The organism is Dactylosporangium sp. CA-152071, from assembly GCF_050936335.1.
In the GTDB taxonomy this organism is placed as follows: Bacteria; Actinomycetota; Actinomycetes; order Mycobacteriales; family Micromonosporaceae; genus Dactylosporangium; species Dactylosporangium maewongense.
This window is the reverse complement of sequence record NZ_JBNJMZ010000002.1, coordinates 2,950,075-2,974,931: the sequence shown is the minus strand read 5'-3', so window position 1 is coordinate 2,974,931 and position 24,857 is coordinate 2,950,075. Positions and strand designations below refer to the sequence as shown.

Here is a 24,857-nt window from a genome sequence, read left to right as displayed (position 1 = left end):
GCGACGATCCTGCCCCCGGGACCGCTGCCAGGGACCCATCCGCTGACAGTCCGATCGCTCGCCGGCCGTTTCTCCAGCGGCGCTGGTCTCCGGGGACGGCCGGTCAGGCGCCGAGGGCGGGGGCGGGTTGCCAGCGCCAGCGGGGGGCGCAGTCGGGGTCGTTGGCGGCGAGGACGGCGCGGAGGACGCCGTCGGGGTCGCAGCTGTAGAGGCCTGAGCTCCAGACGTTGTTGACCTCGAGGACGGCGAAGTCGCCGGCGTCGGTGCGGCCGACGTCGATGACGGCGGTCGGGGGCACGTCGCCGTCGGGGAGGGCGGCCAGCATCAGGGCGACGAACGTGGCGGCCTCGTCGTGCCAGGAGGCGCGGTGGTGGCGCAGCGTCGGGCTCCACTCCTCGCCCTCCACGACGTACGGCGACCAGGCGACCGGCTCGCGGCCGATGGTGAAGACGCGGTACTCGGAGGCGAGGTCCAGCCAGTGGTCCATGATGATCAGCGTGCTGTCGGCGGGCAGGCGGGCGCTGCGCAGGCGGTTGCGCAGGTCGTCGGCGTCGCGGACCCAGGCGGCGGAGAAGGCGGGGTGCTTCTCGTCGGCGAGCTTCGCCACCGCGGGGCGGGGGCCGACGAGGTCGGGGGCCTCGCCGACGGTGACCAGGCTGACGTCGCGGCCGGTGACGTCGCGGGGGAGGCCCGCGAACCAGCTCGGGTTGGCGCCGTGCAGGCGGATGTCGACGCCGCCGGCGATGAGGGTGGTCAGATAGCCGCCGGCCGCCCGCCAGGCCACGCCGTCGGCGGAGCGCAGCCCGGTCACCTCGGCGGGGTCGCCGGGGAGCTGGGCGACGGGCAGGCCGATCCGGCGCGCGGCATGGGTCATCGCGGCACTCGCCTCAGGCGAGCGCACACGCATGGCCAACGTCCGGAACTGCCGCACCCGTACATCCTGCCAGCGAGGCCCATCAGTGTCGCTGCCGGTCGGCGACCCGGGCCGAGATCGGCATATCCGCAGTACGCGCCGCCATCACAGTGACACGTTGGGGGACATCGGGGCCGATCGAGCCAGACAGACAGTACAAATCGGGCATTGTTCGTCGTATGGCAACGGACCTGCTGTCCCGGCTGCGCCGGCTGGCTCCCACCGCGCCGCAGGATCGTCCCCGTGAGGGTGTCGTGGTGCCGCCGATCGTGCGGCGCGCGCGGGCCCGCCGGCGGCGGCGTCTCGCGGCGACCCTGACCCTCGTGGTCGTGGTGCCGGTGGTGACGGCGGTCAGCACGTACGCGAAGGACGTCGACCGCGGCGTGCACGTCCTCGGCGTCGACCTCGGCGGCCACTCGCGCGGCGAGGCGGTGCGGCTGCTGCGCGACACCCTCCGGCAGCGGGTCGCCGCCCCGGTCGCGGTCCGCGTCGGCACGGCCGGCGCCACCGTCGACCCCGCCGCCGTCGGGCTGGTGCTGGACGTGGAGGCGACCGTCGGCCGCGCCGTCGCCGCGACGCCCGGCCCGTTCGCGTGGCTGCATGGCGGGATCGGCGTCGCCCCCGTCGTCCGCGCCGACGCGACCCGGCTCTACGAGGCGCTGATGGCGCACCTCGGCACCCAGGGTGACGCCCCGGTCCTGCCCGCGGTCCGCTTCGACAAGCAGCAGCCCGTCGCCGTGTACCCGGTCAGCGGCCGCGGCATCGACCGGCACAAGTTCGGCGCGATCATGGAAGCGGGCTGGCTGCGCCGCGGCACCGTCGACTTCCCGATCGTGGACCTCGTGCCGCGCAGCACCAAGGCCGACGTCGACCGGCTGCTCGGCGAGCTGGCGACCCCCGCCGTCGCCGCGCCGCTGGTCGTGGCCACGCCCCGGGGTGAGGTCGCCGTCCCGGCGACGGCGATCGCGGCGGCGCTGAAGCTGGAGTCCGACGCCGACGGGCTCATCCAGCCGTCGCTGGACGTGGCCGCCCTGCGCAAGGCGGTGCCGGCCTTCGGCAAGGTCGAGGTCGCCGCGACCGACGCCACGTTCACCGTCGAGCGGGGCCGGCCGGTCGTGCGGCCGCAGGTCGACGGCCAGCAGGCCGACCTGGTGGCGGCGAGCCCGGCGATCCTGGCGGTCCTGCGGACGTCGGCGACACCGCGACGGGTCGAGGTGGGGCTCACGGCGAAGCCGGCCGCCGTGACCGCGGCGCAGCTGGGCGCGCTCGGCGTCAAGGAGCAGCTGTCGACCTTCACCACGAAGTTCGTCGCCGGGCAGCCCCGCGTCGTCAACATCCGCACCATGGCCGAGGCCCTGCGCGGCGCGGTCGTCCTGCCGGACCAGACGTTCTCCCTCAACGGCCACGTCGGCCAGCGCACCCACGCGAAGGGCTACGTCGACGCCCCCGGCATCGAGGACGGGAAGATCAAGAACTCGCCGGGCGGCGGCGTGTCGCAGGTCGCGACCACCCTGTTCAACGCGGTCTTCTACGCCGGCCTGCAGGACGTGGAGCACCGCCCGCACACGTACTGGTTCGACCGCTACCCGTCGGTGATCGAGGCGACGGTCGTGTACCCGTCGCTGGACCTGCGCTTCCGCAACGACTCCCCGACCGGGGTGCTCATCGACACCGCCACCACCGACACGTCGGTCACGGTCACCCTGTACGGCACGAAGCGCCACGACATCGCCCTCGAGTACGGTCCGCGGACGAAGCTGGTCCAGCCGCCCACGACGTACCTCCGCGAAACCGACTGCAATCCCACCGACGGCCTGCCGGGCTTCACCCAGGAGGCGTGGCGCGTGTTCAAGCAGGGCGGCAAGGAGCTGCGCCGGGAACGCTTCTCCTGGCGCTACGACCCGGAGCCGCACTTCATCTGCGGCACCGCCCCGGTCGCACCCGCGGGCTGACCGGCCGGTCGGTCAGTCGGGCAGGACGGCCGTGACGGCGGCCAGGGCGGCGGCGGACTGGCGGCGGCCGGCCTGGGCGGCGGTGGCGCGCTTCGCGGGGTCCAGGACGTTGCGGCCGATGGCGGCCCTCGCCTCGGCGTCGAGGGTGACCACGGCGGAGCGGACGGCGGGGCCGAGCGCGGCGAGCTCGGTGGCGACCCGGCCGGAGCGGCGCAGCGACGTGGTCGTCGGGGCGAGGACGACCACGCGGTCGTACCCGCGCGCGAGGTGGGCGTTGGCCGCGGAGCGCGAGCCGCCGTCCATGTACCGGCGACCGGCGATGGTGACGGGTGGCCAGACGACCGGCACGGCGCAGCTGGCCGTCACGGCGGAGACGAGGTCGACGCCGCTGTCGCGGTCGAAGACGACCTCCTCGCCGGTCTCGGTGTCGACGGCCGTGATGAGGAGCCGGGGGCTGTCCGGCCAGTCGTGGCTGGGGAGCCGCCCGGCGATCACGTCCCTGCGGCTCTGCTCGGGCACGGTTTCGGCGGTACGGGCGGCGTGCCCCAGCCGTCGCAGGGCCTGCCGGTCGTCGCCGGGGCGCAGGCCGGCCGACGCGTAGCGGAGCATGGTCCCGACGCCGAAGTGGGCGGCGATCTCACCCGTGGCGGGGGCGAGCTGGCGCTCGTACAGCTCCTCGAGCGGCCTGCCGCTGGTGATCTGGGCGCCGGCGACGGAGCCGGCGGAGGTGCCCACGACCAGGTCCGCCTCGGTGAGGTCGACACCGGCGGCGGCCAGCCCGGCGATCATCCCGATCTCCCAGGCGACGCCCGTGACGCCGCCCCCGCCCAGCACGAGCGCAAATTTGGAGTCATCGACCATCCGCCAACTGTAAGGTCCCCCAGATGCGTGAGCTCGTCGTGCTGGGGACCAGCAGCCAGGTGCCGACCAAGGTCAGGAACCACAACGGGTACTTCCTGCGCTGGGACGAGGAAGGCATCCTGTTCGATCCCGGTGACGGGACCCAGCGGCAGATGACGAGCGTGGGGGTGGCGGCGAGCGACATCACCCGCATCTGCGTCACGCACTTCCACGGCGATCACTGCCTCGGCCTGCCGGGGGTGATCCAGCGGATCTCCCTGGACAACGCGGCCCGGCCGGTGGAGGCGTACTTCCCGGCGAGCGGCCAGGTGTACTTCGACCGCCTGCGGCACGCGTCCGTTTTCTACGACGCCGCTACGATAAATCCGGTCAAAGTTGATAAAGGCGGGCAAATCGCCACAGCGAAGAACTGGGTGCTGGAAGCGCGGCAGCTGGACCACGGGATCGAGACCTACGGCTACCGGCTCGTCGAGGCGGACGGCCGGCGCATGCTGCCCGGGCTGCTCAAGCGGCACGGCGTGCAGGGGCCCGCGGTCGGGGCGCTCCAGCGCGACGGCAGCGTGACGGTCGACGGCCGGGCGGTGGCCGTCGAGGACGTCAGCGTGCCGCGACCAGGTCAGCGCTTCGCGTTCGTCATGGACACCCGCCTGTGCGACGGCGTGTACGCGCTGGCCGACGGCGCCGACCTGCTGGTGATCGAGTCGACGTACCTGGACGCCGACGCCGGTCTGGCCGCGGCGCACGGGCACCTGACGGCTGGTCAGGCGGCCCGGGTCGCGGCCGAGTGCGGGGTGCGCACGCTCGTGCTCACCCACTTCTCACAGCGGTACGACGACCCGACACGCTTCGCCGAGGAGGCGGCGAGCGTGTTCGGAGGTGAGGTCGTGGTGGCGGAGGACCTGACCCGGATCCGGGTGCCGGCCCGCCGCCCCTGAACGACCAGGGACCTCACCGGACTCAGTCGCACTCGCGGCAGACCGGAGCGCCGTTCTTCTCGCGGGACAGCTGGCTGCGGTGGTGCACGAGGAAGCAGCTGGAGCAGCGGAACTCGTCCAGCCGCATCGGCACGACCGGCACGGTGAGCTCCTCGTCGGGAAGCTCCGCCCCGGGCAGCTCGAAGCCGGTGTCGCTGTCGTCGACGTCGACGGACGGCGACTGGGCGTTGGCCCGCCGGGCGGTGAGCTCCTCGAGGCTGTCCTCGGCGAGGTCCGTGCCGACGGGGTGGCGTGGCGCGTCGTAGTCGGTGCTGATGGCCATGGCGTTCACCCTCTCTTGGTGACTGTGGTTGTGTAACGAACGCCGCCGGCCTCGGATGTGTTCCCCGACCGACATGAATGAATAATGCCGGGACCAAATCGGTCCACTGTGGACATATCAACAGCGTTGGCGCCCACGAGGCTACCTCGCCCGGCTGGCCGTTCGTGGAGTTTTCGGATTCTGGTTTCCGACTGTCGCGGCGGCAACCGCGCGGCCGGACAGCCAGGCCGCCTCGACCCGCGGTCGGCCGAACCCGTCGCCGGCCAGGAAAACGCCATCCACCTGCGCAAACGCGGACTCCGAGGGCCGGGTGGGGCGGGCCGCCGGCCAGCGCCGAGCGGCCACGGAGACCGCGGCGTCGGGCAGCTCCAGCAACTCCCTCACGGCCGCCTCAACGTCCGCGACGGCCGATTCGATGGCGAATGCGGGTGTGGTGTGCGCCACCAGCACCGGAGCGCCGTCGCCGCGACGGGACCCGTCGTCGCACACCGTGGTGAGGACGGGGTGATCGTTGACGAACGCGCCGGTCAGCGGCTTCCAGCAGCGGCGGCGGTAGCGCAGCGCGACGGCCAGGGACGGCTGCCAGTCCTGGGCCTCGGCGAGCGGCGCGGCGGCCGGCAGGAGCAGGGCCGCCTGCGGCGCCGGCATCGCCAGGACGACCGTGCCGCCGAGAACTGTCAGGTCTTTGACAGCGGCCCCACAGGTGACGTTAAGCCCGGAGGCGAGATCCGCCGCGAGCGAGGCCAGCCCGCCGGGAGCGGCCCACCGCACCGGCGCCGGCCGCGGGGAGGAGGGCGGCGTCCCGTACACCGTGAAATCCCCGGACCAAGGGTGCACCAGACCGGCGCGATGCCACCGCGAGACGACCGCCGCGAACCCGGGGTCGGACACCGTGAAGTAGGCGGCGCCGAGGTCGACCGGCCGCCCGTCGAGGACGTCGCCGCCGAGCCGCCCGCCCGGGGCCGCGGCGCGCTCCAGGACGCGGACCGCGACGCCCGCGTCGTGCAGCGCCCGGGCACACGCCAGCCCGGCCACGCCCGCCCCGATCACGACGACCGCCATCCGCTTAGTCTCTCAGGATGCAGCTTCCACAGCGGGCCCGCGTCGTCGTGATCGGCGGTGGGGTGATCGGCACGTCGGTCGCCTACCACCTGGCGAAGGAGGGCGTCACCGACGTGCTGCTGCTGGAGCGGGACCGGCTGACCGCCGGGACCACCTGGCACGCCGCCGGGCTGATGGTGACCTTCGGGTCGCTGTCGGAGACCTCGACGCGGATGCGGCAGTACACCCGCGACCTGTACGCGTCGCTCGAGGCGGAGACCGGCCTGTCCACCGGGCTGCGGCAGTGCGGGTTCATCGAGCTCGCCGCCGACCCCGGCCGCCTGGAGGAGTACCGGCGGGTGGCCGCGTTCAACCGGCACCTCGGCGTCGACGTGCACGAGATCTCGCCGAAGGAGGTCCTCGACCTGTTCCCGCTGGCGCGGGTCGACGACGTCCTCGCGGGCTTCTACGTCGCCGAGGACGGCCGCGCCAACCCCGTCGACGTCACCATGTCCCTGGCGAAGGGCGCCCGGCAGCGCGGCGTGAAGATTCTCGAAGGCGTCCCGGTGACCGGCGTGCTGCGCAAGCGGGACACCGTCACCGGCGTGCGGACGGCGTACGGCGACATCGAGGCCGAGGTCGTCGTCAACTGCGCCGGGATGTGGGCGCGGCAGCTCGGCGAGGAGGCCGGCGTCAGCATCCCGCTGCAGGCCGCCGAGCACTACTACCTCATCACCGAGCCGATCGACGGCGTCCACGCCGGGCTGCCCGTGCTGGAGGACCCCGGCGCCTACGGGTACTTCCGCGAAGAAGGCAGCGGGCTCATGATCGGCCTGTTCGAGGGCGAGGCGGCGCCGTGGAGCGTCGAGCGGGTGCCGGACGACTTCTCCTTCGGCACGCTGCCGCCGGACTGGGACCGGATGGCGCCCTACCTGGAGGCGGCGATGAACCGCATCCCGGTGACCGCGACCGCCGGCGTCCGCACGTTCTTCTGCGGGCCGGAGAGCTTCACCCCCGACCTGGCGCCGATCTTCGGCGAGTCCCCGGAGCTGCGCGGGTACTTCGTCGCGGCCGGCCTCAACTCGATCGGCATCCTCACCGGCGGCGGGATCGGCCGCGCCCTGGCGCACTGGATCGCCGCCGGCGAGCCGGACGTCGACGTGACCGGCATGCACATCGACCGGCTGCAGCCGTACCAGCGCAACCTGCGGTACCGCTCGGAGCGCACCGTCGAGGCGCTGGGCACGGTGTACAAGACGCACTACCCCGACAAGGCGATGCGGTCGGCCCGGGGCGCCCGCCGCTCCCCGCTGCACGACCGGCTCGCCGGGCTGTCGCCGCACCTGCGCGACGTCTCCGGCTGGGAGATGCCCGACGTGTACGGCGTCACCTCGGAACCCGTGCCGTCCTGGTCCCGCCCGTCATGGTTCCCGCAGTGGGAGGCCGAGCACCGGGCGGTGCGCGAGGGGGTGGCGCTCATGGACATGTCGTTCATGGCGAAGTTCCTCGTCCAGGGCCCCGACGCCGGTGCGGTCCTGGAGCGGCTGTCGGCGAACCGGGTCACCGGCAGCGGCCTCGTCACCTACACCCAGTGGCTCAACGAGCGCGGCACGATCGAGGCCGACCTCACCGTCACCGAGCTGGCCGAGGACCGCTTCTGGGTGGTCGCCTCCGACACCGCCCACCGGCACGTCCTGACCCGCCTGCGGCGTCACGGCGCGGTCGTCACCGACGTCACCTCCGGGTGGGCCCAGCTCAACGTGCAGGGCCCGCGGTCGCGCGACCTGCTGGCGGCGGTCAGCGACACGGACGTGACGATGCCCTTCCGCGGCGCCCGCGAGCTGGAGATCGGCTATGCCCGCGTGCTGTGCCTGCGCATCACGTACGTCGGCGAGCTCGGCTACGAGCTCTACATCCCCACCGAGCAGGCCGTGCACGTCCACGACCGGCTCGTCGAGGCCGGCGCCGAGTTCGGCCTGCGGCACGCGGGCCTCAAGGCCCTCGCGAGCCTCCGGCTGGAGAAGGGCTACCGCGACTACGGCCACGACATCGACAACACCGACGACCCGCTGTCGGCGGGCCTCGGCTTCGCGGTCGCCTTCGACAAGCCGTCGTTCATCGGCCGCGACGCGCTGCTCGCCGTGCGCGACGCGGGGCCGCTGTCGCGCCGCCTGGTGCAGATCCTCGTGACCGACCCGTCCGCGCTGCTCTTCCACGGCGAGGTGGTCCGCCGCGACGGCCGGGACGTCGGCTACGTGCGCGCCGCCTCCTACGGCCACACCCTCGGCGGCGCCGTCGGCCTCGCGTTCCTCGACGCGGGCACCTCGCCGCTCGACCAGGCATGGCTGGACGCCGCCCCGCTGACGGTGGTGGTCGCGGACCGCGAATACCCCCTCAAGGCGTCGCTGCGGCCACTGTACGACCCGGCGAGCGCCCGGGTCCGCGCCTGATCACGGCGTGGCGAAGGCCTCGATCTCGTCCAGGTGGGCCGGGGTGAGGCCGCAGCGGGCGTCCGGCCGGATCAGCAGGGCGCGGCCGGCGGCGGTGAGCTCGTCCAGCAGCGGCCCGGCGGCCGGGACCTCATCGTCGTCGGTCCAGACCAGGTGGTCACCGCCGGCCAGGACCGCGCGGGCGGCGGCCAGCTTCGCGGCGGGCGCCTCGGCCACGGTGGTGAACGCGCACGCCAGTGGCGGCAGGCGGAAGAGGCGCTCCAGCTGGTCCGCCCACGGGCACCAGGTGGAGCACCAGCGGACCTCGACGGCGCCGGAGGTGTGCAGGCGGCGGGCGGTCGTATGAGCGGACTGGTATATATCGATGATGAGCGATGTAATCTAGCCTGATCGGCATGGTCAGACGCAGATTCGCCACCGTGCTGCTCGCCATTGCGGCGCTGGTCGGCGTCCAGTTGGTCGGCGCGGTCCCCGCGCACGCGGCCACCCGTACCCTCTACTACGACGCGAGCCAGGCGCAGGAGTTCGTGGCCGTGGTCAACCAGGCGGCCACCCTCTGGAACGGCAAGGTCAGCAACGTCCGGCTGGTCCCGGTCACCGCCGGCCGGACGCCCAACATCCGGGTCTACGCCGACAACGGCTGGCCCCGCACGTATTCGACGAGCCTTGGAAACGGTCGCTGGTACATGGGGCGTGAGGCGGTCGACGACGGCTACTACCAGCTGCGGATCGCCACGCACGAGTTCGGGCACATCCTGGGCCTGCCGGACCGCAGGACCGGGCTGTGCTCGGACCTCATGTCGGGCAGCAGCGCGCCGGTGTCCTGCACCAATGCCAACCCGAGCGCGGCCGAGGCGGCGCAGGTCCAGCGCAACTTCGCCGCGGGAGTGACCGCCGAAGTCCAGGAAGTCCTCTTCGTGGGCTGAACGATTGAAGATCGAGAGCCTAGGATGTGCCTGGGCTCTCGATCTTTTACCGCGGAGGCGTGCGTGCTGGCGAGGTTCCTGCAGGTCTGGCTCGGCGCGTGGCCTGCACCGGACCAGGGGATCACGGTCGTCGGGCACCCGGCGCGGGACAAGCCCCGCTGGGACGGCGCCGAGCAGCTCATGCTCGGGGTGACCGACGCCGGAGGCCGCGGGGTGCTGTCCGTGCCGCCCGCGCACCGCGACGAGGTCGCCGCGCTGCTGGCGCGGATGCCCCTCGAAGACCTCCTGGCGCGGCTGCCGGGGCTGCTGGGGCGCCCGGAGCAGGTGTGCTTCACCGGGGTGTTCCGCTGGTCGCAGGCGCCGGCCGAGCTGCCCGACGCGGGGGACTGGGAGCCGGCGGACGGCCCGGGCATCCCCGACTGGCTGCGGCCGTTCCCGGGCGAGGTGCTCATCGCCCGCGACGCCGGCGGCGCCTACCTGGCCGGGGTCGGGTTGAAGCCGCACGACGTCTCCGGCGTCGAGATCTCCGTCGGCACCGACGAGCGGGCCCGCGGGCAGGGCCTGGCCCGGCGGCTCGTCGCCAAGGCCACCCGGCGGATCGTCGCGGGCGGCGCGGTCGCGACCTACCTGCACGACCCGGCGAACACGGCCAGCGCCCACGTCGCCGACGCCGCCGGCTTCCCGGACCACGGCTGGAAGATCCACGCCATGGCCGGGGCGGCCTGAAGCGGAACTTTTCCGCGGCAAAGGGGTCAGTGTCGCGCCGCCGGAGTCGATGAGTGCGGTATGTTCCCCCCTTCCGGCGCAGTGCACGTCGGACGTCAGCCGATCTTCGACCGGCACGGCGACGTCCACGGCTACGAGTTGCTCTTCCGCGGCGACGCCGGGGCGGTGGCGGCCGACGAGCGCGGCGCGTACGCCACCAGCCGCGTCCTCATCGCCGCCTTCACCGAGATCGGGATCGAGCCCCTGTGCGGGCGCGGGCTGTGCTTCGTCAACCTCACCCGCGAGTTCCTCGTCGGCGACCTGCCGCTGCCGTTCGACCACGAGCAGGTCGTCCTGGAGATCCTCGAGACCGTCACGATCGACGACGTCGTGGTGGAGGCCGTCGGGAAGCTCGTCGCGCAGGGGTACCGCATCGCCCTGGACGACTACGTATTCGGGCTGGGCCACGAGCCGCTGCTCGAACTGGCCGCGTACGTGAAGATCGACGTGCTGGAGACACCCCCGGCCGAGCTCGTCGCGACCGTGGAGCGCTGCCGCGAGTACCCCGGCCTCACCCTCGTCGCGGAGCGCCTGGAGACACAGGAGCAGCTGGAGCACACCAGGGCGCTCGGGTTCGACCTCTTCCAGGGGTACGTGCTGGGCCGCCCGCAGGTCGTCTCCACCACCGCGCTGTCGCCGTCGCGGCTGGCCCGGGTCGAGCTGCTCAGCCTCCTCGTCGGCCCCGGCATCCCGCTGAACCGGGTGGTCGGCCTCGTCACCAGCGACCCGGCGCTCAGCCTGCGGCTCATGGCGGCCGCGAACGCCGACGCGCTCGGCCTGCCGGTGAAGGTGTCCTCCGTCCACGAGGCGGTGCTGCTGCTCGGCGTCGACCGGCTCCGCGACTGGGCCACGCTGATGCTGGTCAGCGACCTCGACGACCCCGGCGCGTCGCAGCTGAGCGGCGCGATCACCCGGGCCCGCATGTGCCAGAACATCGCCGAGCGGATGGGGGTGCCGCCGGAGCCCGCGTTCACCGTCGGTCTCGTCTCCGCCGTCGCCGAGCTGCTCGGCCAGCGCGCCGCCGAGCTGGCGCTGCGCCTGTCGCTCAGCCACGAGGTGACCGAGGCACTCGTCGACGGGGTCGGGCCGCTCGGGGAGCTGCTGTCGCTCGTCGCCGCATACGAGGCGTCCGACCTGCCGATGCTGCTGGCCGCGCCGGTGCCGGTGGAGGAGACCGCCCTGGCCTACCTGGACGCCGTCGCGTACACCGGCCACATCATCGCGCCCAGGACCCGCCCGGCGACGCCGTAAAACGCGCAACCGGCGGCGCGACCTGCCGATAGGCGGACGTGGACAGCACGCGACCCGTACACATCGGCCGGCAGGCGCTCTACGACAGGCACGGTCACGTCGCCGCCTACGAGCTGCTGTTCCGCGACGGCCCGGAGGCGATGCACGCCTCGGTCCGCGACAGCGCCGCGACGAGCCGGGTGATCGTGGAGGCGTTCACCGCGTTCGGCATCACCGAGCTCGTCGGCGACCGGCGCTGCTTCATCAACCTGACCCGCGAGTTCATCGTGGGGGAGCTGCCGCTGCCGTTCCCGCCGGGGTCGGTCGGGCTGGAGCTGATGGCGGACGTCGCCGTCGACGACGAGGTGCTCGACGGCGTCGGGCGGCTCGTCGAGCAGGGCCACCGCATCGCGGTCGACGACTTCGCCGGTGACGCGTCCCGGGCCGGGCTGCTGCCGTTCGCGCACTACGTGAAGGTCAACATGCTCGCCGGCGACCGGGCCGCGATCGGCGCGATCGCCGGGCAGTGCCGCCGGTTCCCGCGGATCCGGCTCGTCGCCCAGCGGGTCGAGACGCAGGAGCTGCTCGACCTGGCGCGCAAGCTGCAGTTCCAGCTCTTCCAGGGCCACGTGCTCAGCCGGCCGCACCTCATCACCACGCACACGCTGAGCCCGTCGCGGCTGGCTCGCATGCGGCTGCTCGCGGAGCTCGCCGCCGACGAGGTCGACCTGGACCGGGCCGTGGAGACCATCGAACGCGACCCGGCGCTCGCCGTCCGCGTCCTGCGCGGCGTCAACGCCGCCTCCAACGGCCTGCCGCAGCCGGTCTCCTCGATCTTCCAGGCCGTGGTCATGCTGGGCATCCCGCAGGTGCGGCAGTGGGCGACGCTGATGATGGTCGCCGACTTCGCCGACGGCGACGAGGCGCAGCTCACCGACGCCGTCCTGCGGGCCCGCATGTGCCAGACGGTCGCCGAGCGGCGCGGCGCACCCGGCCCGGCGGCGTTCACGGTCGGCCTCCTGTCGGCGCTCGGCGACCTGCTCGGCCGCCCCGCCAGCGAGCTCACCGACCAGCTGCCGCTCACCGAGGACGTCGCGGTGGCCGTCGTGCACGGCCGGGGGCAGCTGGGCGCGGTGCTCACGGAGGTCCGCACGTATCAGCGGGACGCCGCGACCGCCGTGGTCCCCGACCTGGCCGAGGACATGCTGTCGGCGCTGCGCTGGACGAACGCGTCGCTGGCCGAGCCGGAGAGCGAGGACGCCGCCGCGCGCTGAGGCTGACCCGAGGCTGACCCGGGGTGCGTGCGGGCCGGCGCGGCGCGAAGATCATCTGCGATGAGGCGCCTGCATGCGTCGGGCTGGGTCGGGATCGGGCTGTTCGCCGCCGGTGGGGTCGCGGTCGCGGCCGGCCTGCTGCCGGCGACCGAGGCGGAGGCGACGGTGCGGCGGATCGCGCCGCTGCTGGCGTTCCTCGGGGCGGTGATCGTCCTGGCGGAGCTGACGGCGCAGGCCGAGGTGTTCGACGTGCTCGCCGACCGCCTCGCCACGCTCGCCCGCGGGCGGACGTCGCGCTCTTCGGCGTCTGTGTCGGGTTCGCGGCGCTGACCACCGTCACCCTCAACCTCGACACGACCGCTGTGCTGCTCACGCCGGTCCTGCTGGCCCTCGCCCGGCGCCTCGGCCTGCCGCCGCTGCCGCTCGCCGTGACCACCGTGTGGCTGGCCAACACCGCGAGCCTCCTGCTGCCCGTGTCCAACCTGACGAACCTGCTCGCCGCCGGACGGGTCGGGCTGGGGCCGGTCGCGTTCGCGGGACGGATGTGGCTGCCGCAACTGGCGGCCATCGGTGTCACCGCGTTGGCGTTGTGGCTCGCGTACTGGCGGCGCACGTCCCGACGGTTCGCGCCGCCTCCGGCGCACCGTCCCCGGGACCCCGTGCTGTTCCGGGTCGCGCTCGGCGCGTGCCTGGTGTTCGTCGCGGGCGTGCTGATCGAGGTGCCCCTGTGGCTGGCGTCCGGGGCCGCCGCGGTCGTGGTCGCCGGCGCGTTCGCGCTGCGGGACCGCGCGGCGCTGCGGCCGGGCCTGCTCCCGTGGCGGCTGCTGGTCTTCGTGACGGGGATGTTCCTGGTCGTCGAGACGCTCGGCGCGCACGGGCTGGACCGGTTCGCGGCCACCCTCATCGGCGGCCAGGGCGGCGCCGCCGGGGCGTTCCGGTCCGCCGCCACCGGGATGGGCCTCGCCAACGTCGTGAACAACCTTCCCGCGTACATCGCCGGAGAACGCGGCATCGAGGCAGGGCACCGCACGCAGCTGCTGGCGCTGCTCGTCGGCGTCAACGTCGGGCCGCTCGCGGTGCCGTGGGCGTCCCTCGCCACGCTGCTGTGGTGGGAGCGCTGCCGCGCGGCCGGCCTGCGGGTGCCGCCGCTGCGGTTCCTGCTGACCGGGGCGGCCGTCGCGGTCGCGGGCACGGGCCTCGCCACCGCGGCCCTACTGGTGTGATTGTGCGGTTACGCTAAGTGACATGATGCTGCGGTGGTACCTGGTGGCCGCTGGGACCTGCGTCGCCCTGTCGTTCCTGGTGCCCGACGGCAGCTGGTGGCAGGTCGCGGTGCAGGTGCTCACCGGTTACCCGGCGGTCTCGGCGATCATCGCGGGCGCGCTGCGTCACCGGGGGACCGCCCGGGCGGCCTGGCTGGCGTTCGCGGCCGGGGTCGGCGGCAACGCGACCGGCATCCTCGTCGAGGCCTACAGCTTCCACGTCAACGCCGAGTACGAGTCGCCGGGCTGGCCCGACGTCGGCTACCTGGCGCTCTACCCGGGGCTCGCGATCGGCCTGGTCCTGCTGATCCGCCGCCGGTCCGAGGGGCACGACTGGGGCGCGCTCGTCGACGCCACCACCGTCACCACCGGCCTCGGCCTGCTCGCGTGGGTGTTCATGATCCGCCCGGCGATCGACCAGACCGACCTGTCACCGCTGGCCCACCTCACCGGCGTCGCGTACCCGGTCGGCGACGTGCTCGTCCTGGCGATGCTGACCCGCCTGCTGCTCGGCGGCGGCGCCCGGAGCGCCGCGTTCCGCCTGATGATCGCCTCGGCGTTCCTCTTCCTGGCCGGCGACGTCACCTGGGCCGTGCTGAACACGATCGGCGTGGAGCCCGGCCCCGCCGCACACCGCGTCCTCGGGGCGGTGTTCCTCCTCGCGTACGTCCTCGTCGGCCACGCAGCGCTGCACCGCTCCGCCGCCCAGATCGGCGAGACCGCCGGCCCGCCGCCGAAGCTCGGCCCCGGCCTGCTCGTCCTGCTCACCCTCGCGTCGCTGATGGCGCCGCTGCTGCTGCTCGGCCAGATCGCGGCCGGTGAGGTCACCGACGCGCTGCCGATCGCGATCTGCTCCATCGTGCTGTTCCTGCTGGTCGTCATCCGCATGGCCCAGCTGCTGCGGCAGCTGGAGGCGCAGACCGCCCGGGTCCGTGAGCTGTCGCGCACCGACGAGCTCACCGGCCTGCCCAACCGGCGCGCCTGGGGCGCCGAACTGCCCGCGGCCCTCGAACGCGCCCGCCGCGACGGTGCCGGGCTGGCCGTCGTCATGATCGACCTCGACCACTTCAAGCGCTTCAACGACGAGTACGGTCACCCGGCCGGCGACCGGCTGCTGAAGTCCGCCGCCGCGGCCTGGTCGGGGCAGCTGCGCGGCACCGACCACCTGGCCCGCTACGGCGGCGAGGAGTTCATCGCGCTGCTGCCGGGCGCGGACACCGCCGAGTCCGTGGCGGTGCTGCGGCGGCTCATGGCGGCGACGCCGCTGGGCCAGACGTTCTCCGCCGGCCTCGCCCGGTGGAACGGCGTGGAGACCTCCGACGAGCTGGTGGCCCGTGCGGACGCCGCCCTGTACGACGCCAAGCGCGCCGGCCGGAACCGTGTCGAGGTCGCGTCCGCTCAGCCCGACACCGACGCCCGGCTCACCCCGAGGTAGACCGTCCGGCGGCGGTGGTCGATGCGGTGCACGGCGTCGACCGGCAGCGTGACCGGCGCGCCGCCGCGGGTCTTCACGACGAGGCGGCCGGTGTCGTACGTGCCCCGGTCGATCGTGCCCACGGGACCGTCGACGGCCTCGACCGCATAGCCGACCAGGACACCGGCCGGCCGCACTCTGGTGATCATTCCGCCTCCTTCTCGTGGACAGCAACGACTCTCTACCCTGATTGGTGCGTGGCCACGCATTCCGGTCACCTGCCAGGTTTGTATCGCCGCCGGATCGGCTATGTTGCACGCCATGCGTGGATGGCCGCTCGGGCTTGTGGTGTGGCTGCTTCTCCTCGGCGCGGCGGAAGCCTACGGCGCCACCCGGGTCTGGCAGTTCTTCGTCCAGACCGAGCACGGGCAGCTGCTGGACTACTTCGCCATCACCGGCAACAGCATCGGCCGCGCCCGCGTCGAGACGATCGTCGACCGCGTCCTCAACGGCATCTCCGTGCTCTCCCTCACCGTCGCCACCGTGACGGTCGGCTTCATCGCCCTCATCCGCCGCCGGGTCGCCCTCGCCGTCGGCGCCATCCTGCTCATCGGCGGCGCCAACGTCACCACCCAGGTCATCAAGGCCCTCCTCACCCGCCCCGACCTCGGCGTCGACCTGGAGCGCTCCGGCGTCGGCAACAGCCTGCCGAGCGGCCACACCACGATCGCCGCCTCCGTGGCCGTCGCCTTCGTCCTGGTCCTGCCGGCGAAGGCGCGCGCCACCGGCGCCCTGATCGCCGCCGGCTTCGCCGCCCTCGCCGGCGTCGCGACCCTCTCCGCCGGCTGGCACCGCCCCAGCGACGCCGTCGCCGCCCTCCTCGTCGTCGGCGCCTGGGCCGCGTTCGCCAGCGTCTTCATCGTCCTCGTCCAGCGCCGCCACGGCGGCGTCACGTACGGCGCCCCCAGCACCTACGCCACCGTCTTCCTCACCCTCATCTCCCTGGGCCTGCTGCTCGGCGCCGCGGCCGCCCTCTACCTGACCGACCAGGCCCTGGACGTCGCCGTCGACGACCTGAGCCGTCGCCGCCTCTTCGCCGCCTACGCGGGCGGCGCCCTGGGCATCGCCGGCACCGCGGGCCTCATCGTCGCCGCGGTCCTGTCCACCGTCCACCGCGTCGTCCCGCAGCTCGTCCCGCCCCTCGACGACGACGACCTCCCGACCCCCGCGCCCGACCCGATCGGCGAGCAGGCCACCATCCGCCTCACCGCCGAGGAACCGACCACCCAGCGCCTCGGCGGCCACCCGGACGACCCGACCGTCAAGCTCCCCGGCTAGCGGCGTGGGTCTGTCGGGTGATCGGTTGGTCCGCAACCATCCGGAACCCGTTTGGGGTGTGGTGCTGCTCCCGTTGGAGCGTTGAGTTGTGGTTGGCAGCACACACGGGGGAACAGCACTGGGAGGCAGACATGATCGGCACCGTCACGGAGTTCATCGCGGAAGCTGTCTTCGCCTCCGACCTGCAGCCGTCGCGGCCCGTCACCGTCGCGGAGGCGTGGGCCGCGGTGACCGTCGCCGTCACCCGGCACGGTGCGCAGGGTTGCGTCGACGTCCTGGCCCGGGAGTACGGGGAGCGTCCGGAGACGGCCGCGCCGCGGATGCGGTTCGCCCGGGAGCTGGCCGCCACCCTGATGCCCGCGACCGCCCTGGCCGGCTGAGCCGAGCCGAGCCGGGGAACGGCGGCCGGGTCAGGCTGGTGGGAGCGTGACGGCGATCTCGTCGCCGAGGGTGGCGCCGTGCTGGAGGTCGAGGTCGTCGCCGCTCCAGAACTTGCCGGGGTCGTACCAGTTGGCGCGGCGGCCTTTGGGGAGCAGGCCCATCTCCTCGTACGTGACGGCGACCACCTCGGCGCAGTAGGCGGTCTCCAGGGAGGACTCGTTGCGCTTGCGGATGTTCGGGACGCGGCCGGAGAACCAGCGGCCGGCGAGGCGGGCGGTGGACGGGAACGGGGTGCCGTCGAGGCGGGCGATGGTGCGCAGCACCGCTTCCTCCATGGGGGGCGACACGTCGTAGTGCAGCTGGCGGAGCCAGGGGCGTTGGCCGTAGCGGCGGCCCCAGACCAGCACCGCGTCGCGCAGGTCGTGGAGCTGGACGCCGCGCTGGTGGCCGCCGGTCCACATGTCGGGCAGGGACTTGCCCAGCTCGGCGTGCCACATGAGAGGTGGCAGATCGTCCAGGACGACGGCCATGCCCACGTGGTTGACGGGGCTGTTGGTGAGCGTCTGGATCGCCCGGTCGGCCTTGGAACGGCCGCGGAACACCCAGAGGTCGCCCGTCCGGGTCATCCGGACGGCGTCGTCGAGATCGATAGCTCCCTGCACGACCAGTACCCTAGATGCCCATGAAGGCGAAGTGGTGGAAGGTCCTCGGCCTGGCCGGTGTGGTGGGTGTCGCGGCCACGGGAGTGGTGGTGGCGCGGGCGGAGCGCCGGCGGCGGGCCTACACGCCCGAGCAGATCCGGGCCAAGCTGCAGGAGCGGCACGCGGTCGCACAGGGCGGGACGAGTCGCGGGTCACGTACCAGTGGCACCTGAGGTCACTTAGGGTAGGTGGGGTGCAGTCAATGACTTCCCAGAGCGACCCGGTGCGGGTCCTGTTCCTCGAAAACATCCACCCCGTCGCCGTCGAGCGGATGCGGTCCGAGGGATATGTGGTCGAGACCCTCGGGCGCGCGCTCGACGAGGACGAGCTGATCGCCAAGCTCTCCGAAGGGGTTCACCTGCTGGGCATCCGGTCCAAGACGCAGGTGTCGGCCGCGGCCCTGGCCGCCGCGCCGCACCTGCGGGCGATCGGCGCGTTCTGCATCGGCACCGACCAGATCGACCTGCGGTCCGCGGCCGAGTCCGGGATCGCCGTCTTCAACGCGCCGTTCTCCAACACCCGTAGCGTCGTCGAGCTCGCCGTCGCCGAGATCATCGCGCTGACCCGGCGGCTCACCGAGAAGAACGCCGGGATGCACAACGGCGTCTGGGACAAGGACGCCGAGGGGTCGCACGAGGTCCGCGGCCGGTCGATCGGCATCGTGGGCTATGGCAACATCGGCACCCAGCTGTCCGTCCTCGCCGAGAACCTCGGCCTCAAGGTGTACTTCTACGACACCGCCGACAAGCTGGCCCTCGGCAACGCGCAGCGGTGCGCCACGCTCGACGAGCTGCTGGAGCTGTCCGACATCGTCACCCTGCACGTCGACGGCCGCCCGGGCAACAGCGGGTTCTTCGGCGAGGAGCAGTTCGCCAGGATGCGCCCGCGCAGCATCTTCCTCAACCTGAGCCGCGGCTTCGTCATCGACCACGAGGCGCTGCGCAAGCACCTGGAGAACGGGCACCTGGCCGGCGCCGCCGTCGACGTCTTCCCGAAGGAGCCGAAGGCGAAGGGCGACGAGTTCCAGTCCGCGCTGCGCGGCCTGCCCAACGTCATCCTCACCCCGCACATCGGCGGGTCCACCGAGGAGGCGCAGTCGGACATCGGCTCGTTCGTGGCGGAGAAGCTGCACAAGTATGTGCAGGAGGGCTCCACCACGCTCAGCGTCAACCTGCCGTCGCTCAACCTGCAGCAGGCCCCCGGCACCCACCGCATCGCCCTGCTGCACCACAACGTCCCGGGCGTGCTCGCCGACGTCAACAGCATCCTCGCCGGCCACAAGGTCAACGTGGAGGGCCAGATCCTGGCGACCCGCGGCGAGTTCGGCTACCTGCTGTCCGACATCGCGATCGACTACCCGGCGGAGATCCTCGCCCAGCTGTCCAACATGGCCACCACGGTCCAGCTGCGCGTGCTGTCGTAAGCCGGGAACGCCCGCCTCACGTTCGCGTGAGGCGGGCGACGGCGCCGGTCTCCAGGGCGGTCCAGACGGTGCCGTCTGGGGCGACCGTGATGCCGTGCGGTTCGGCGCCCGCGACCGGGAGGTCGTAGGTGGTGACGGCGCCGGCCGCGGTGATGTGGCCGATGCGGTTGCCCGCCCATTCGGTGAACCAGCAGCCCCCGGCCGGGTCGGCGGTGATCGCGTGGGGCCGGCCGGCGCGGTCCGGGAGCGGAAACTCGGTGATCGTGCCGTCGGCGGTGATCCGCCCGATCTGACCGGCGGCGATCTCGGTGAACCAGACCGCACCGTCGCCGCCGGTGGCGATGCCGACCGGCCCCGCGTCCGGCGTGGGCAGCGGATGGATCGTCAGCGCACCGGAAGGTCCGACCTGGGCCAGCGCCCCGGCCTGGTTCAGCGTGCACCAGGTCGAGCCGCCGGCGACCGTCACCATCGATGGCATCGACCCCTCCGGCAGGGACACGGTCGCGACAGATCCGTCATTTCCGATGAATCCGATGTGTGGCGGCTGCATCGTGGTGTACGTGCAACCCCCGTCCGGGCCGGAGGCGACGCCGTACGACCCCTGGACACCCGGCAGCGGCACCAGCGACACCTCGCCGGAGGGGGAGATCCGCCCCACGGCGCCGGTGTGCAGCAACGAGAACCAGAGGTCGGGCGTGATCAGCGCGGGCCCGCCGCCGTCCCGCACATTGAAGCGCGTCGTGGTCCCGTCCAGGGCTATGCGCATTACCGCACCCGCGTGGACCAGTGTGCACCACAGCGCGCCGTCGGGGCCGGTCGTGATGCCGTAGGGGCCGTCACCTGGTGCGGCGATCGTGAACACGTCCATGAAGATCCATTTTACCCGTATGGAACGAAAGAAATCTTCGCGATCGAAGTTCGTCATAGTGGTGCTGACCTCGCAAATTGGGTCACGCGCGCTCGGACCGATCCGTTTCCAAGTTGTTAAAACGTCGTTCGGGATTGAAGTGTGTCGTGACCAACCGCTACGGTGCTGTGCGGACTCGGTCACGGACATTCATTCACGGGGGACGACTGTGCGGCACCAGCGGGAATGGCACGCGGTTGTTGGCTGACCGCATGCGCCGGGAGCCGCTCGCCGACGACTTCTTCCGGCTCTGTCATGACGACCGCAGCGGCACACTGCGGCTGTCCGACGACGCCACCCGGATCGGTCTCGCCTCCGCGCTGATCGGCGAGCTCGGCTGGGCCGGCATCCTGACCGTCGAGGACGGGCTGCTGTTCGTGCGCAGCGGGTCGACGCCCGGCGACTCCGTCGCGCACGCGGTCCTGGACGACATCCGCGGCGAGCGCACGCCCCGCGACGTGCGCACCTGGCTGGCATATCTGTCGATGGAGGCCTATGAACGGGTCGCCCGCAGGATGGTCGCCGGGAATCATGTCATTCCCCAGGAAGGCCGGCGGCTGCTGCGCCGCTTCACGTTCTATCAGCCGACCGACACGAACGAGTTCGTGTGGCCGAGGGTGCGGCTGGGGACGGCATTGGCGCAGCGCAGACCGGTCGACCAGATCGATGTCCACCTGCTGGGTATCGCCGATGCGACGGGGCTGCTCCCGAGCATTCTCGACGGCGGTGGTCAGGCCGCGTACGCATACTTCGACCACCTCATCCAGCAGTCCCACGCGGATGTGCAGACCCTCATCCAGGAAACAAGGGTCGTCATCGGCAACAAGGTGATGAACGGACGCTGAAACACCCCCCACCCCCGCTTCCCCCGGAGGATGTCATGCCTGTCAGCACCGCGCCGCCAACAGGCGGTTACACCAGCAAGGTCGACTCGGCACTCGACCAGAACAAGCTGACGGTCCTGACCGTCATCCTGATGGTGATCGCGGCGGCGGCGCCGTTCACCGTCATCGCCGGCGGCGCGACCGCCGGCTGGGCCGTCACCGGCGTGCTCGGCATCCCCGTCGCGTACATCGCCATGGCCGCCATGCTGGGCATCTTCAGCGTCGGGTACACCGAGATGTCCCGGCACATCGTCAACTCCGGCGCGTTCTACGCCTACGTGGCGCAGGGCCTGGGCCGCGTGACCGGCCTCGGCGCCGCCGGTGTCGCCGTGCTCGCGTACAACTTCATGCAGATCGGCCTGTACGGCGGGTTCGGCCCGGTGCTCAGCGGCTTCCTCGCCGACCAGTGGGGCATCGACCTGAAGTGGTGGGCGTGCGCGTTCATCGCCTGGGCCGTCATCGCCGTCCTCGGCGTGCTGAGCATCGAGTTCAGCGGCATCGTGCTCGGCGTCCTCCTCGGCGCCGAGGTCATCATCGCGCTGATCTTCTCGGTCGTGGAGCTCGCGCACCCCGCCGGCGGCACGGTCACCTTCGACACGGTCAACCCGTCGCAGCTGTTCAGCGCGGGCACGGGTGCGGCGCTCGCCACCGCCGTGGCCGGCTTCGTCGGCTTCGAGTCGACCGCCGTCTACAGCGAGGAGACCCGCAACGCGAAGCGGAACATCCCCCGCGCCACCTACCTGTCGCTGATCATCATCGGCCTGCTGTACGCGTTCTGCTCGTGGGCCATGTCGGTCGCCGCCGGACCGGACAAGATCATCGGCCTGTCGACGGAGAACTCCAGCGAGACGATGTTCGTGCTGGTGAGCCCGCACCTCGCGGAGATCTGGCTGACCCTGGGCCACGCGCTGTTCATCACCAGCCTGTTCGCGGCGCTGCTCGCGTTCCACAACACCGCCGCCCGTTACACGTTCGCGCTCGGCCGGGAGCGGGTGCTGTTCAGCTTCTTCGGCACCACCGGGCGCCGCTTCCGGGCGCCGCTGTGGGGCTCGCTCACGCAGACGATCCTGGCCGCCGTCGTCCTTGCCGTGTTCGCCGCGAGCGACGGCCTGGACCCGTTCGTCCACCTGTTCTTCTGGTGGACCGTGACCGGCGGCTTCGGCGTGCTCATCCTGATGACCGTGACGTCGGTGGCGGTGCTGGCGTTCTTCCTGCGCACCCGCGACGGCGAGGTCGCCCAGGTGTCGCCGTGGCGGCGGTTCATCGCCCCGGCGATCGGCGCGGTGCTGCTGGGTGGGGTACTGATCGTGACGATCCTGGAGTTCGACACGCTGCTGGGCGTCAAGCCGACCGACCTGGCGCGGTACCTGTTCCCGGGCCTGTTCCTGGCCGCCGCCCTGGTCGGCGCCGCGTGGGCGGCGTTCCTGCGGGCCGGCAACCCCGACACGTACCGCGGCATCGGCCAGGGCGTGAGCGCGGCGCTGCTCACGGTCCAGCCCGAGGACACCGCCGCGCACCGGGCCGGTCCGTCCCGATGACGTCGACCTCGACGGCCCCGGCGATCCGCGTCGCCGGGGCCGGCGACACCGGCACGGTCGCGGCGGTGCTCGCCACCGCGCTCGACGACACCGACATCGCGCACTGGCTGGTGCCCGACCGGTCGGAGCGGATCGAGGTGTACCGGCGGTACTTCGACCTCGTGACGCCGTGGTTCGTCGAGCACGGGACGGTGTACGTCACCGCTGACGGCGCGGCGGTCGCGGCGTGGGTGCGCCTCGACGGCAAGTTCGAGCCGGAGATCGCGGACTACGACCGGCGCCTCGCGGCCGCGTGCGGCGAGGCGACCGGCCGGTTCGTCCAGCTCGACGAGGACATGCTCGCCGCGCACCCGGACGGCCTGGCGCACGACTACCTGGCGTTCCTCGGCGTCCGGCCGGAGCGGCAGGGGCAGAGCCTGGGGAGCAGGCTGCTGCGCGAGCACCACCGGATCACCGACGAGGCCGGGCTGCCCGCCTACCTGGAGGCGACCGGGCGGCGCAACGCGGCGCTGTACGGCAGGCACGGGTACGCGGACACCCAGCCGTTCCACATCGGCGACGGGCCGCCCCTCTACGCCATGCTCAGGCCACCCCGAGTGCCGTGACGTCCCACATGCCGTAGTACTGGTTCACGAACACGTTCGTCATTCGCGGGTTGCGGTAGTTGAGCACCTTGTCGTACGTCAGCGGCAACATCGTCGCGGAGTCCATGACCGCGGCGTCGACCTGCGACCACAGCTTCGCCGCTTCGGCCGGGTCCGTGGTGTCACGGGCCCGGTCGATGAGCGCGTTGATCGCCGAGTCGGACAGCTCCGCGTAGTTGTTGTTGCCGCTGGGCAGGATGAGCCGCCCGTCGATCAGCGTCGGGAAGAAGCCGTAGCCCGTCGGGAAGTCCGCCGACCAGGCGCCCATGATCAGCCCGTACCCCTTGGTGTGCACGTTCGAGGGGGAGCCCACGACCGACCGGGCGTAGATCGACGGGTCCGACGCGTCGATTCGGGCCTTGATGCCGACCGCCGCCAGGGCCGCCTGGATCGCCTCGGCGGTCTTCGACGCCTTCGGGCTGTTGGTGGTGGCGATGACGGTCTCGAAGCCGTCCGGCTTGCCGCACGCGGTCAGCTCCGCCTTGGCCTTGTCCGGCTGCGGCTTGCCGCTCCTCGTCTGGAACGGGTCCAGCGACGGGTCGTGTCCCGGGATGCCCGGCGGCAGCATCGCGCCGGCGATGTCGCCGCCCGCGTCCGGCCCGCCGCGGGCGGTCTGCACGGTGGTCTTGTCGACGGCGTACTGCACGGCCCGCCGGCAGTGCACGTCGTCGAACGGCTTCACCGCCGTGCTCATCGCCGCGTACTGCACGAACCCGGTCGTCGGCTCGTCGGCGCGGGCCTTCAGCACCGGGTCGAGCAGGACCTTCGGCTGCGACGCCGACTGCACCCCGCCCTGCCCGGCGTCCGCGTCGAGGTCCCCGTCCAGCAGCTGCCGGTCGATCTCGTCGGGCGCGGTGCCGAAGGTCAGCTCGATGCGGTCCGGCAGCGCCTTGCGCACCGTGTCCGTGGCCCGGTCCCACTGCTCGTTGCGGACCAGCACGGCCTCCTTGCCCGGGTCGATCGTCTCGAACCGGTACGGCCCGCTCGACACCGGCTTGTCGCCGTACTTCGCACCCGTGTCCTTCGCCGCCGGCACCGGCGCGGCGACGCCCATCGCGAGCAGGTACGGGAAGTCGGCGAACGGCTCCGCCAGCTTGAACGTGATCGTCTTGTCGTCCGGCGTCGAGATGCTCTTCAGGCCGTTCTTGTCGGCGAACGGACCGGGGTAGTGCTGGCCCTGGTCGAGCTGGTCGATGAGGTACGTCGGCCCGCCGCTGAGCTCCTCCTGCGCGAACAGCCGCTCGATGCCGTGCCGCACGTCCTTCGCCGTGATAGCCGACCCGTCCTCGAACCTGATCCCGTCGCGCAGCTTGAACGTGTACGTCAGCTTGTCCGCCGAGATCTCCGGCGCCGCCGTGGCGAGGTCCGGGACCAGCTTCAACCCGTCGGCCCCGGGCTTCGCGTCCGGCGTCAGCAGCGTCCGGACGTAGAGCCGCTGCAGGTTGTACACCGCCGTCACGTACGACCGCGTCGGGTCCCACGAGTCCACGTCGTGCGCGCTGGCCAGCTTCAACGTGCCGCCGGTCGCCGTGGACGGGTTCACGACCTCGGTCAGCCCCGCGTTGAACGCCGCCGTGGCCGTCCCTTCGCCACCCGGCTTGTCCTTGTCGGCACATGCCCCGACGGCGAGACTCAGACACAGCACCAGTGCACAGCGAGTGATCTTCACTTAACTCAGCGCAGACCCGCATGTGAC

The 24,857-nt window shown here is 72.4% G+C and carries 25 protein-coding genes and 1 pseudogene; 17 read left to right on the top strand and 9 right to left on the bottom strand.

The genetic code is table 11. The features are described 5' to 3' along the window. Nucleotides 1–103 precede the first annotated feature (103 nt). Entirely contained in the window at nt 104–874 is a 771-nt protein-coding gene (locus tag ACQEVZ_RS53315; RefSeq protein WP_344498246.1) for an ATP-grasp domain-containing protein, read from the bottom strand. A gap of 218 nt (nt 875–1,092) precedes the next feature. Here ACQEVZ_RS53315 and ACQEVZ_RS53310 point away from each other — a divergent pair, with 218 nt between their 5' ends. Beyond that, complete coding sequence (locus tag ACQEVZ_RS53310; protein WP_433383377.1) at nt 1,093–2,865, top strand: VanW family protein; 1,773 nt, start codon at nt 1,093–1,095, stop codon at nt 2,863–2,865. Between the two features lie 12 nt (nt 2,866–2,877). On the opposite strand, the gene ACQEVZ_RS53305 is transcribed toward ACQEVZ_RS53310, so the two are convergent. After that, on the bottom strand, nt 2,878–3,726 hold the full coding sequence (locus tag ACQEVZ_RS53305) for a patatin-like phospholipase family protein (RefSeq protein ID WP_433383375.1): 849 nt from the start codon (nt 3,724–3,726) through the stop codon (nt 2,878–2,880). Between the two features lie 23 nt (nt 3,727–3,749). Here ACQEVZ_RS53305 and ACQEVZ_RS53300 point away from each other — a divergent pair, with 23 nt between their 5' ends. Continuing rightward, a complete protein-coding gene (locus tag ACQEVZ_RS53300; RefSeq protein ID WP_433383373.1) occupies nt 3,750–4,661 on the top strand; it encodes a ribonuclease Z in 912 nt (303 codons plus the stop codon). A gap of 22 nt (nt 4,662–4,683) precedes the next feature. Here ACQEVZ_RS53300 and ACQEVZ_RS53295 read toward each other — a convergent pair whose 3' ends face one another. Then, complete coding sequence (locus tag ACQEVZ_RS53295; protein WP_344500656.1) at nt 4,684–4,977, bottom strand: DUF4193 domain-containing protein; 294 nt, start codon at nt 4,975–4,977, stop codon at nt 4,684–4,686. A gap of 147 nt (nt 4,978–5,124) precedes the next feature. Beyond that, a complete protein-coding gene (locus ACQEVZ_RS53290) occupies nt 5,125–6,045 on the bottom strand; it encodes an NAD(P)/FAD-dependent oxidoreductase (RefSeq protein ID WP_433383371.1) in 921 nt (306 codons plus the stop codon). A 17-nt stretch (nt 6,046–6,062) separates the two neighbouring features. Here ACQEVZ_RS53290 and ACQEVZ_RS53285 point away from each other — a divergent pair, with 17 nt between their 5' ends. Beyond that, nucleotides 6,063–8,474, top strand: a complete 2,412-nt coding sequence (locus ACQEVZ_RS53285; RefSeq protein WP_433383369.1) for a GcvT family protein — start codon at nt 6,063–6,065, stop codon at nt 8,472–8,474. Here ACQEVZ_RS53285 and ACQEVZ_RS53280 read toward each other — a convergent pair whose 3' ends face one another. Continuing rightward, the gene (locus ACQEVZ_RS53280; protein ID WP_433383367.1) at nt 8,475–8,690 is read right to left on the bottom strand and encodes a hypothetical protein; all 216 of its coding nucleotides are present in this window, start codon (nt 8,688–8,690) and stop codon (nt 8,475–8,477) included. It lies immediately after the preceding gene. Between the two features lie 179 nt (nt 8,691–8,869). Between ACQEVZ_RS53280 and ACQEVZ_RS53275 the strand changes: the two genes are divergently transcribed. The 7 genes from ACQEVZ_RS53275 to ACQEVZ_RS53245 all read left to right on the top strand — a co-directional run bounded on the left by ACQEVZ_RS53275 (nt 8,870) and on the right by ACQEVZ_RS53245 (nt 15,366). After that, on the top strand, nt 8,870–9,400 hold the full coding sequence (locus ACQEVZ_RS53275) for a snapalysin family zinc-dependent metalloprotease (RefSeq protein WP_433383365.1): 531 nt from the start codon (nt 8,870–8,872) through the stop codon (nt 9,398–9,400). Nucleotides 9,401–9,463: 63 nt separating this feature from the next. Further along, nucleotides 9,464–10,126 carry a GNAT family N-acetyltransferase gene (locus ACQEVZ_RS53270; RefSeq protein WP_433383363.1) on the top strand — a complete coding sequence of 221 codons (663 nt, stop codon included), beginning with the start codon at nt 9,464–9,466 and terminating at the stop codon, nt 10,124–10,126. Between the two features lie 60 nt (nt 10,127–10,186). Next, nucleotides 10,187–11,416, top strand: coding sequence for an EAL and HDOD domain-containing protein (locus ACQEVZ_RS53265; RefSeq protein WP_433383361.1), 1,230 nt, complete (start codon nt 10,187–10,189; stop codon nt 11,414–11,416). Between the two features lie 38 nt (nt 11,417–11,454). After that, nucleotides 11,455–12,669, top strand: a complete 1,215-nt coding sequence (locus ACQEVZ_RS53260) for an EAL and HDOD domain-containing protein (RefSeq protein ID WP_433383359.1) — start codon at nt 11,455–11,457, stop codon at nt 12,667–12,669. A gap of 60 nt (nt 12,670–12,729) precedes the next feature. Next, complete coding sequence (locus tag ACQEVZ_RS53255; RefSeq protein ID WP_433386244.1) at nt 12,730–12,999, top strand: hypothetical protein; 270 nt, start codon at nt 12,730–12,732, stop codon at nt 12,997–12,999. After that, nucleotides 12,996–13,892, top strand: a complete 897-nt coding sequence (locus ACQEVZ_RS53250; protein WP_433386167.1) for an SLC13 family permease — start codon at nt 12,996–12,998, stop codon at nt 13,890–13,892. Before ACQEVZ_RS53255 ends, ACQEVZ_RS53250 begins: the two co-directional genes overlap by 4 nt. A gap of 22 nt (nt 13,893–13,914) precedes the next feature. Then, nucleotides 13,915–15,366, top strand: a complete 1,452-nt coding sequence (locus ACQEVZ_RS53245) for a GGDEF domain-containing protein (protein WP_433383357.1) — start codon at nt 13,915–13,917, stop codon at nt 15,364–15,366. Here the strand turns inward: ACQEVZ_RS53245 and ACQEVZ_RS53240 are convergent. After that, nucleotides 15,330–15,554 carry a hypothetical protein gene (locus tag ACQEVZ_RS53240; RefSeq protein WP_344498272.1) on the bottom strand — a complete coding sequence of 75 codons (225 nt, stop codon included), beginning with the start codon at nt 15,552–15,554 and terminating at the stop codon, nt 15,330–15,332. The genes ACQEVZ_RS53245 and ACQEVZ_RS53240 overlap by 37 nt on opposite strands. A 100-nt stretch (nt 15,555–15,654) precedes the next feature. Between ACQEVZ_RS53240 and ACQEVZ_RS53235 the strand changes: the two are divergent. Continuing rightward, nucleotides 15,655–16,533, top strand: a pseudogene (locus ACQEVZ_RS53235) (phosphatase PAP2 family protein); the annotation flags it as partial. Nucleotides 16,534–16,814: 281 nt separating this feature from the next. Next, nucleotides 16,815–17,063 (top strand): hypothetical protein, encoded by a 249-nt coding sequence (locus ACQEVZ_RS53230; protein ID WP_344498276.1) that lies wholly within the window; start codon nt 16,815–16,817, stop codon nt 17,061–17,063. Between the two features lie 30 nt (nt 17,064–17,093). On the opposite strand, the gene ACQEVZ_RS53225 is transcribed toward ACQEVZ_RS53230, so the two are convergent. Beyond that, a complete protein-coding gene (locus ACQEVZ_RS53225; protein WP_425552097.1) occupies nt 17,094–17,726 on the bottom strand; it encodes a hypothetical protein in 633 nt (210 codons plus the stop codon). A gap of 20 nt (nt 17,727–17,746) precedes the next feature. Here ACQEVZ_RS53225 and ACQEVZ_RS53220 point away from each other — a divergent pair, with 20 nt between their 5' ends. Both ACQEVZ_RS53220 and serA read left to right on the top strand, forming a co-directional pair. Beyond that, nucleotides 17,747–17,938 (top strand): hypothetical protein, encoded by a 192-nt coding sequence (locus ACQEVZ_RS53220; RefSeq protein ID WP_344498278.1) that lies wholly within the window; start codon nt 17,747–17,749, stop codon nt 17,936–17,938. A 29-nt stretch (nt 17,939–17,967) separates the two neighbouring features. Continuing rightward, nucleotides 17,968–19,188, top strand: coding sequence for a phosphoglycerate dehydrogenase (serA, locus tag ACQEVZ_RS53215; protein ID WP_433383354.1), 1,221 nt, complete (start codon nt 17,968–17,970; stop codon nt 19,186–19,188). Between the two features lie 16 nt (nt 19,189–19,204). On the opposite strand, the gene ACQEVZ_RS53210 is transcribed toward serA, so the two are convergent. Beyond that, nucleotides 19,205–20,113: a Vgb family protein gene (locus ACQEVZ_RS53210; RefSeq protein WP_433383352.1), complete on the bottom strand. Its 909-nt coding sequence runs from the start codon at nt 20,111–20,113 to the stop codon at nt 19,205–19,207. Between the two features lie 194 nt (nt 20,114–20,307). On the opposite strand from ACQEVZ_RS53210, the gene ACQEVZ_RS53205 reads away from it, so the two are divergent. Genes ACQEVZ_RS53205 through ACQEVZ_RS53195 form a run of 3 tightly spaced genes read left to right on the top strand, consistent with a single transcriptional unit; the run spans nt 20,308 to nt 23,122 of the window. Further along, nucleotides 20,308–20,940: a GOLPH3/VPS74 family protein gene (locus tag ACQEVZ_RS53205; protein ID WP_344498284.1), complete on the top strand. Its 633-nt coding sequence runs from the start codon at nt 20,308–20,310 to the stop codon at nt 20,938–20,940. A gap of 35 nt (nt 20,941–20,975) precedes the next feature. Beyond that, nucleotides 20,976–22,517 (top strand): APC family permease, encoded by a 1,542-nt coding sequence (locus ACQEVZ_RS53200; RefSeq protein ID WP_344498286.1) that lies wholly within the window; start codon nt 20,976–20,978, stop codon nt 22,515–22,517. Beyond that, nucleotides 22,514–23,122: a GNAT family N-acetyltransferase gene (locus tag ACQEVZ_RS53195; RefSeq protein ID WP_433383349.1), complete on the top strand. Its 609-nt coding sequence runs from the start codon at nt 22,514–22,516 to the stop codon at nt 23,120–23,122. The genes ACQEVZ_RS53200 and ACQEVZ_RS53195 overlap by 4 nt, the downstream gene beginning before the upstream one ends. Here the strand turns inward: ACQEVZ_RS53195 and ACQEVZ_RS53190 are convergent. After that, nucleotides 23,100–24,830 (bottom strand): ABC transporter substrate-binding protein, encoded by a 1,731-nt coding sequence (locus ACQEVZ_RS53190; protein ID WP_433383347.1) that lies wholly within the window; start codon nt 24,828–24,830, stop codon nt 23,100–23,102. The two genes, ACQEVZ_RS53195 and ACQEVZ_RS53190, sit on opposite strands and share 23 nt — an antisense overlap. Nucleotides 24,831–24,857 lie beyond the last annotated feature (27 nt).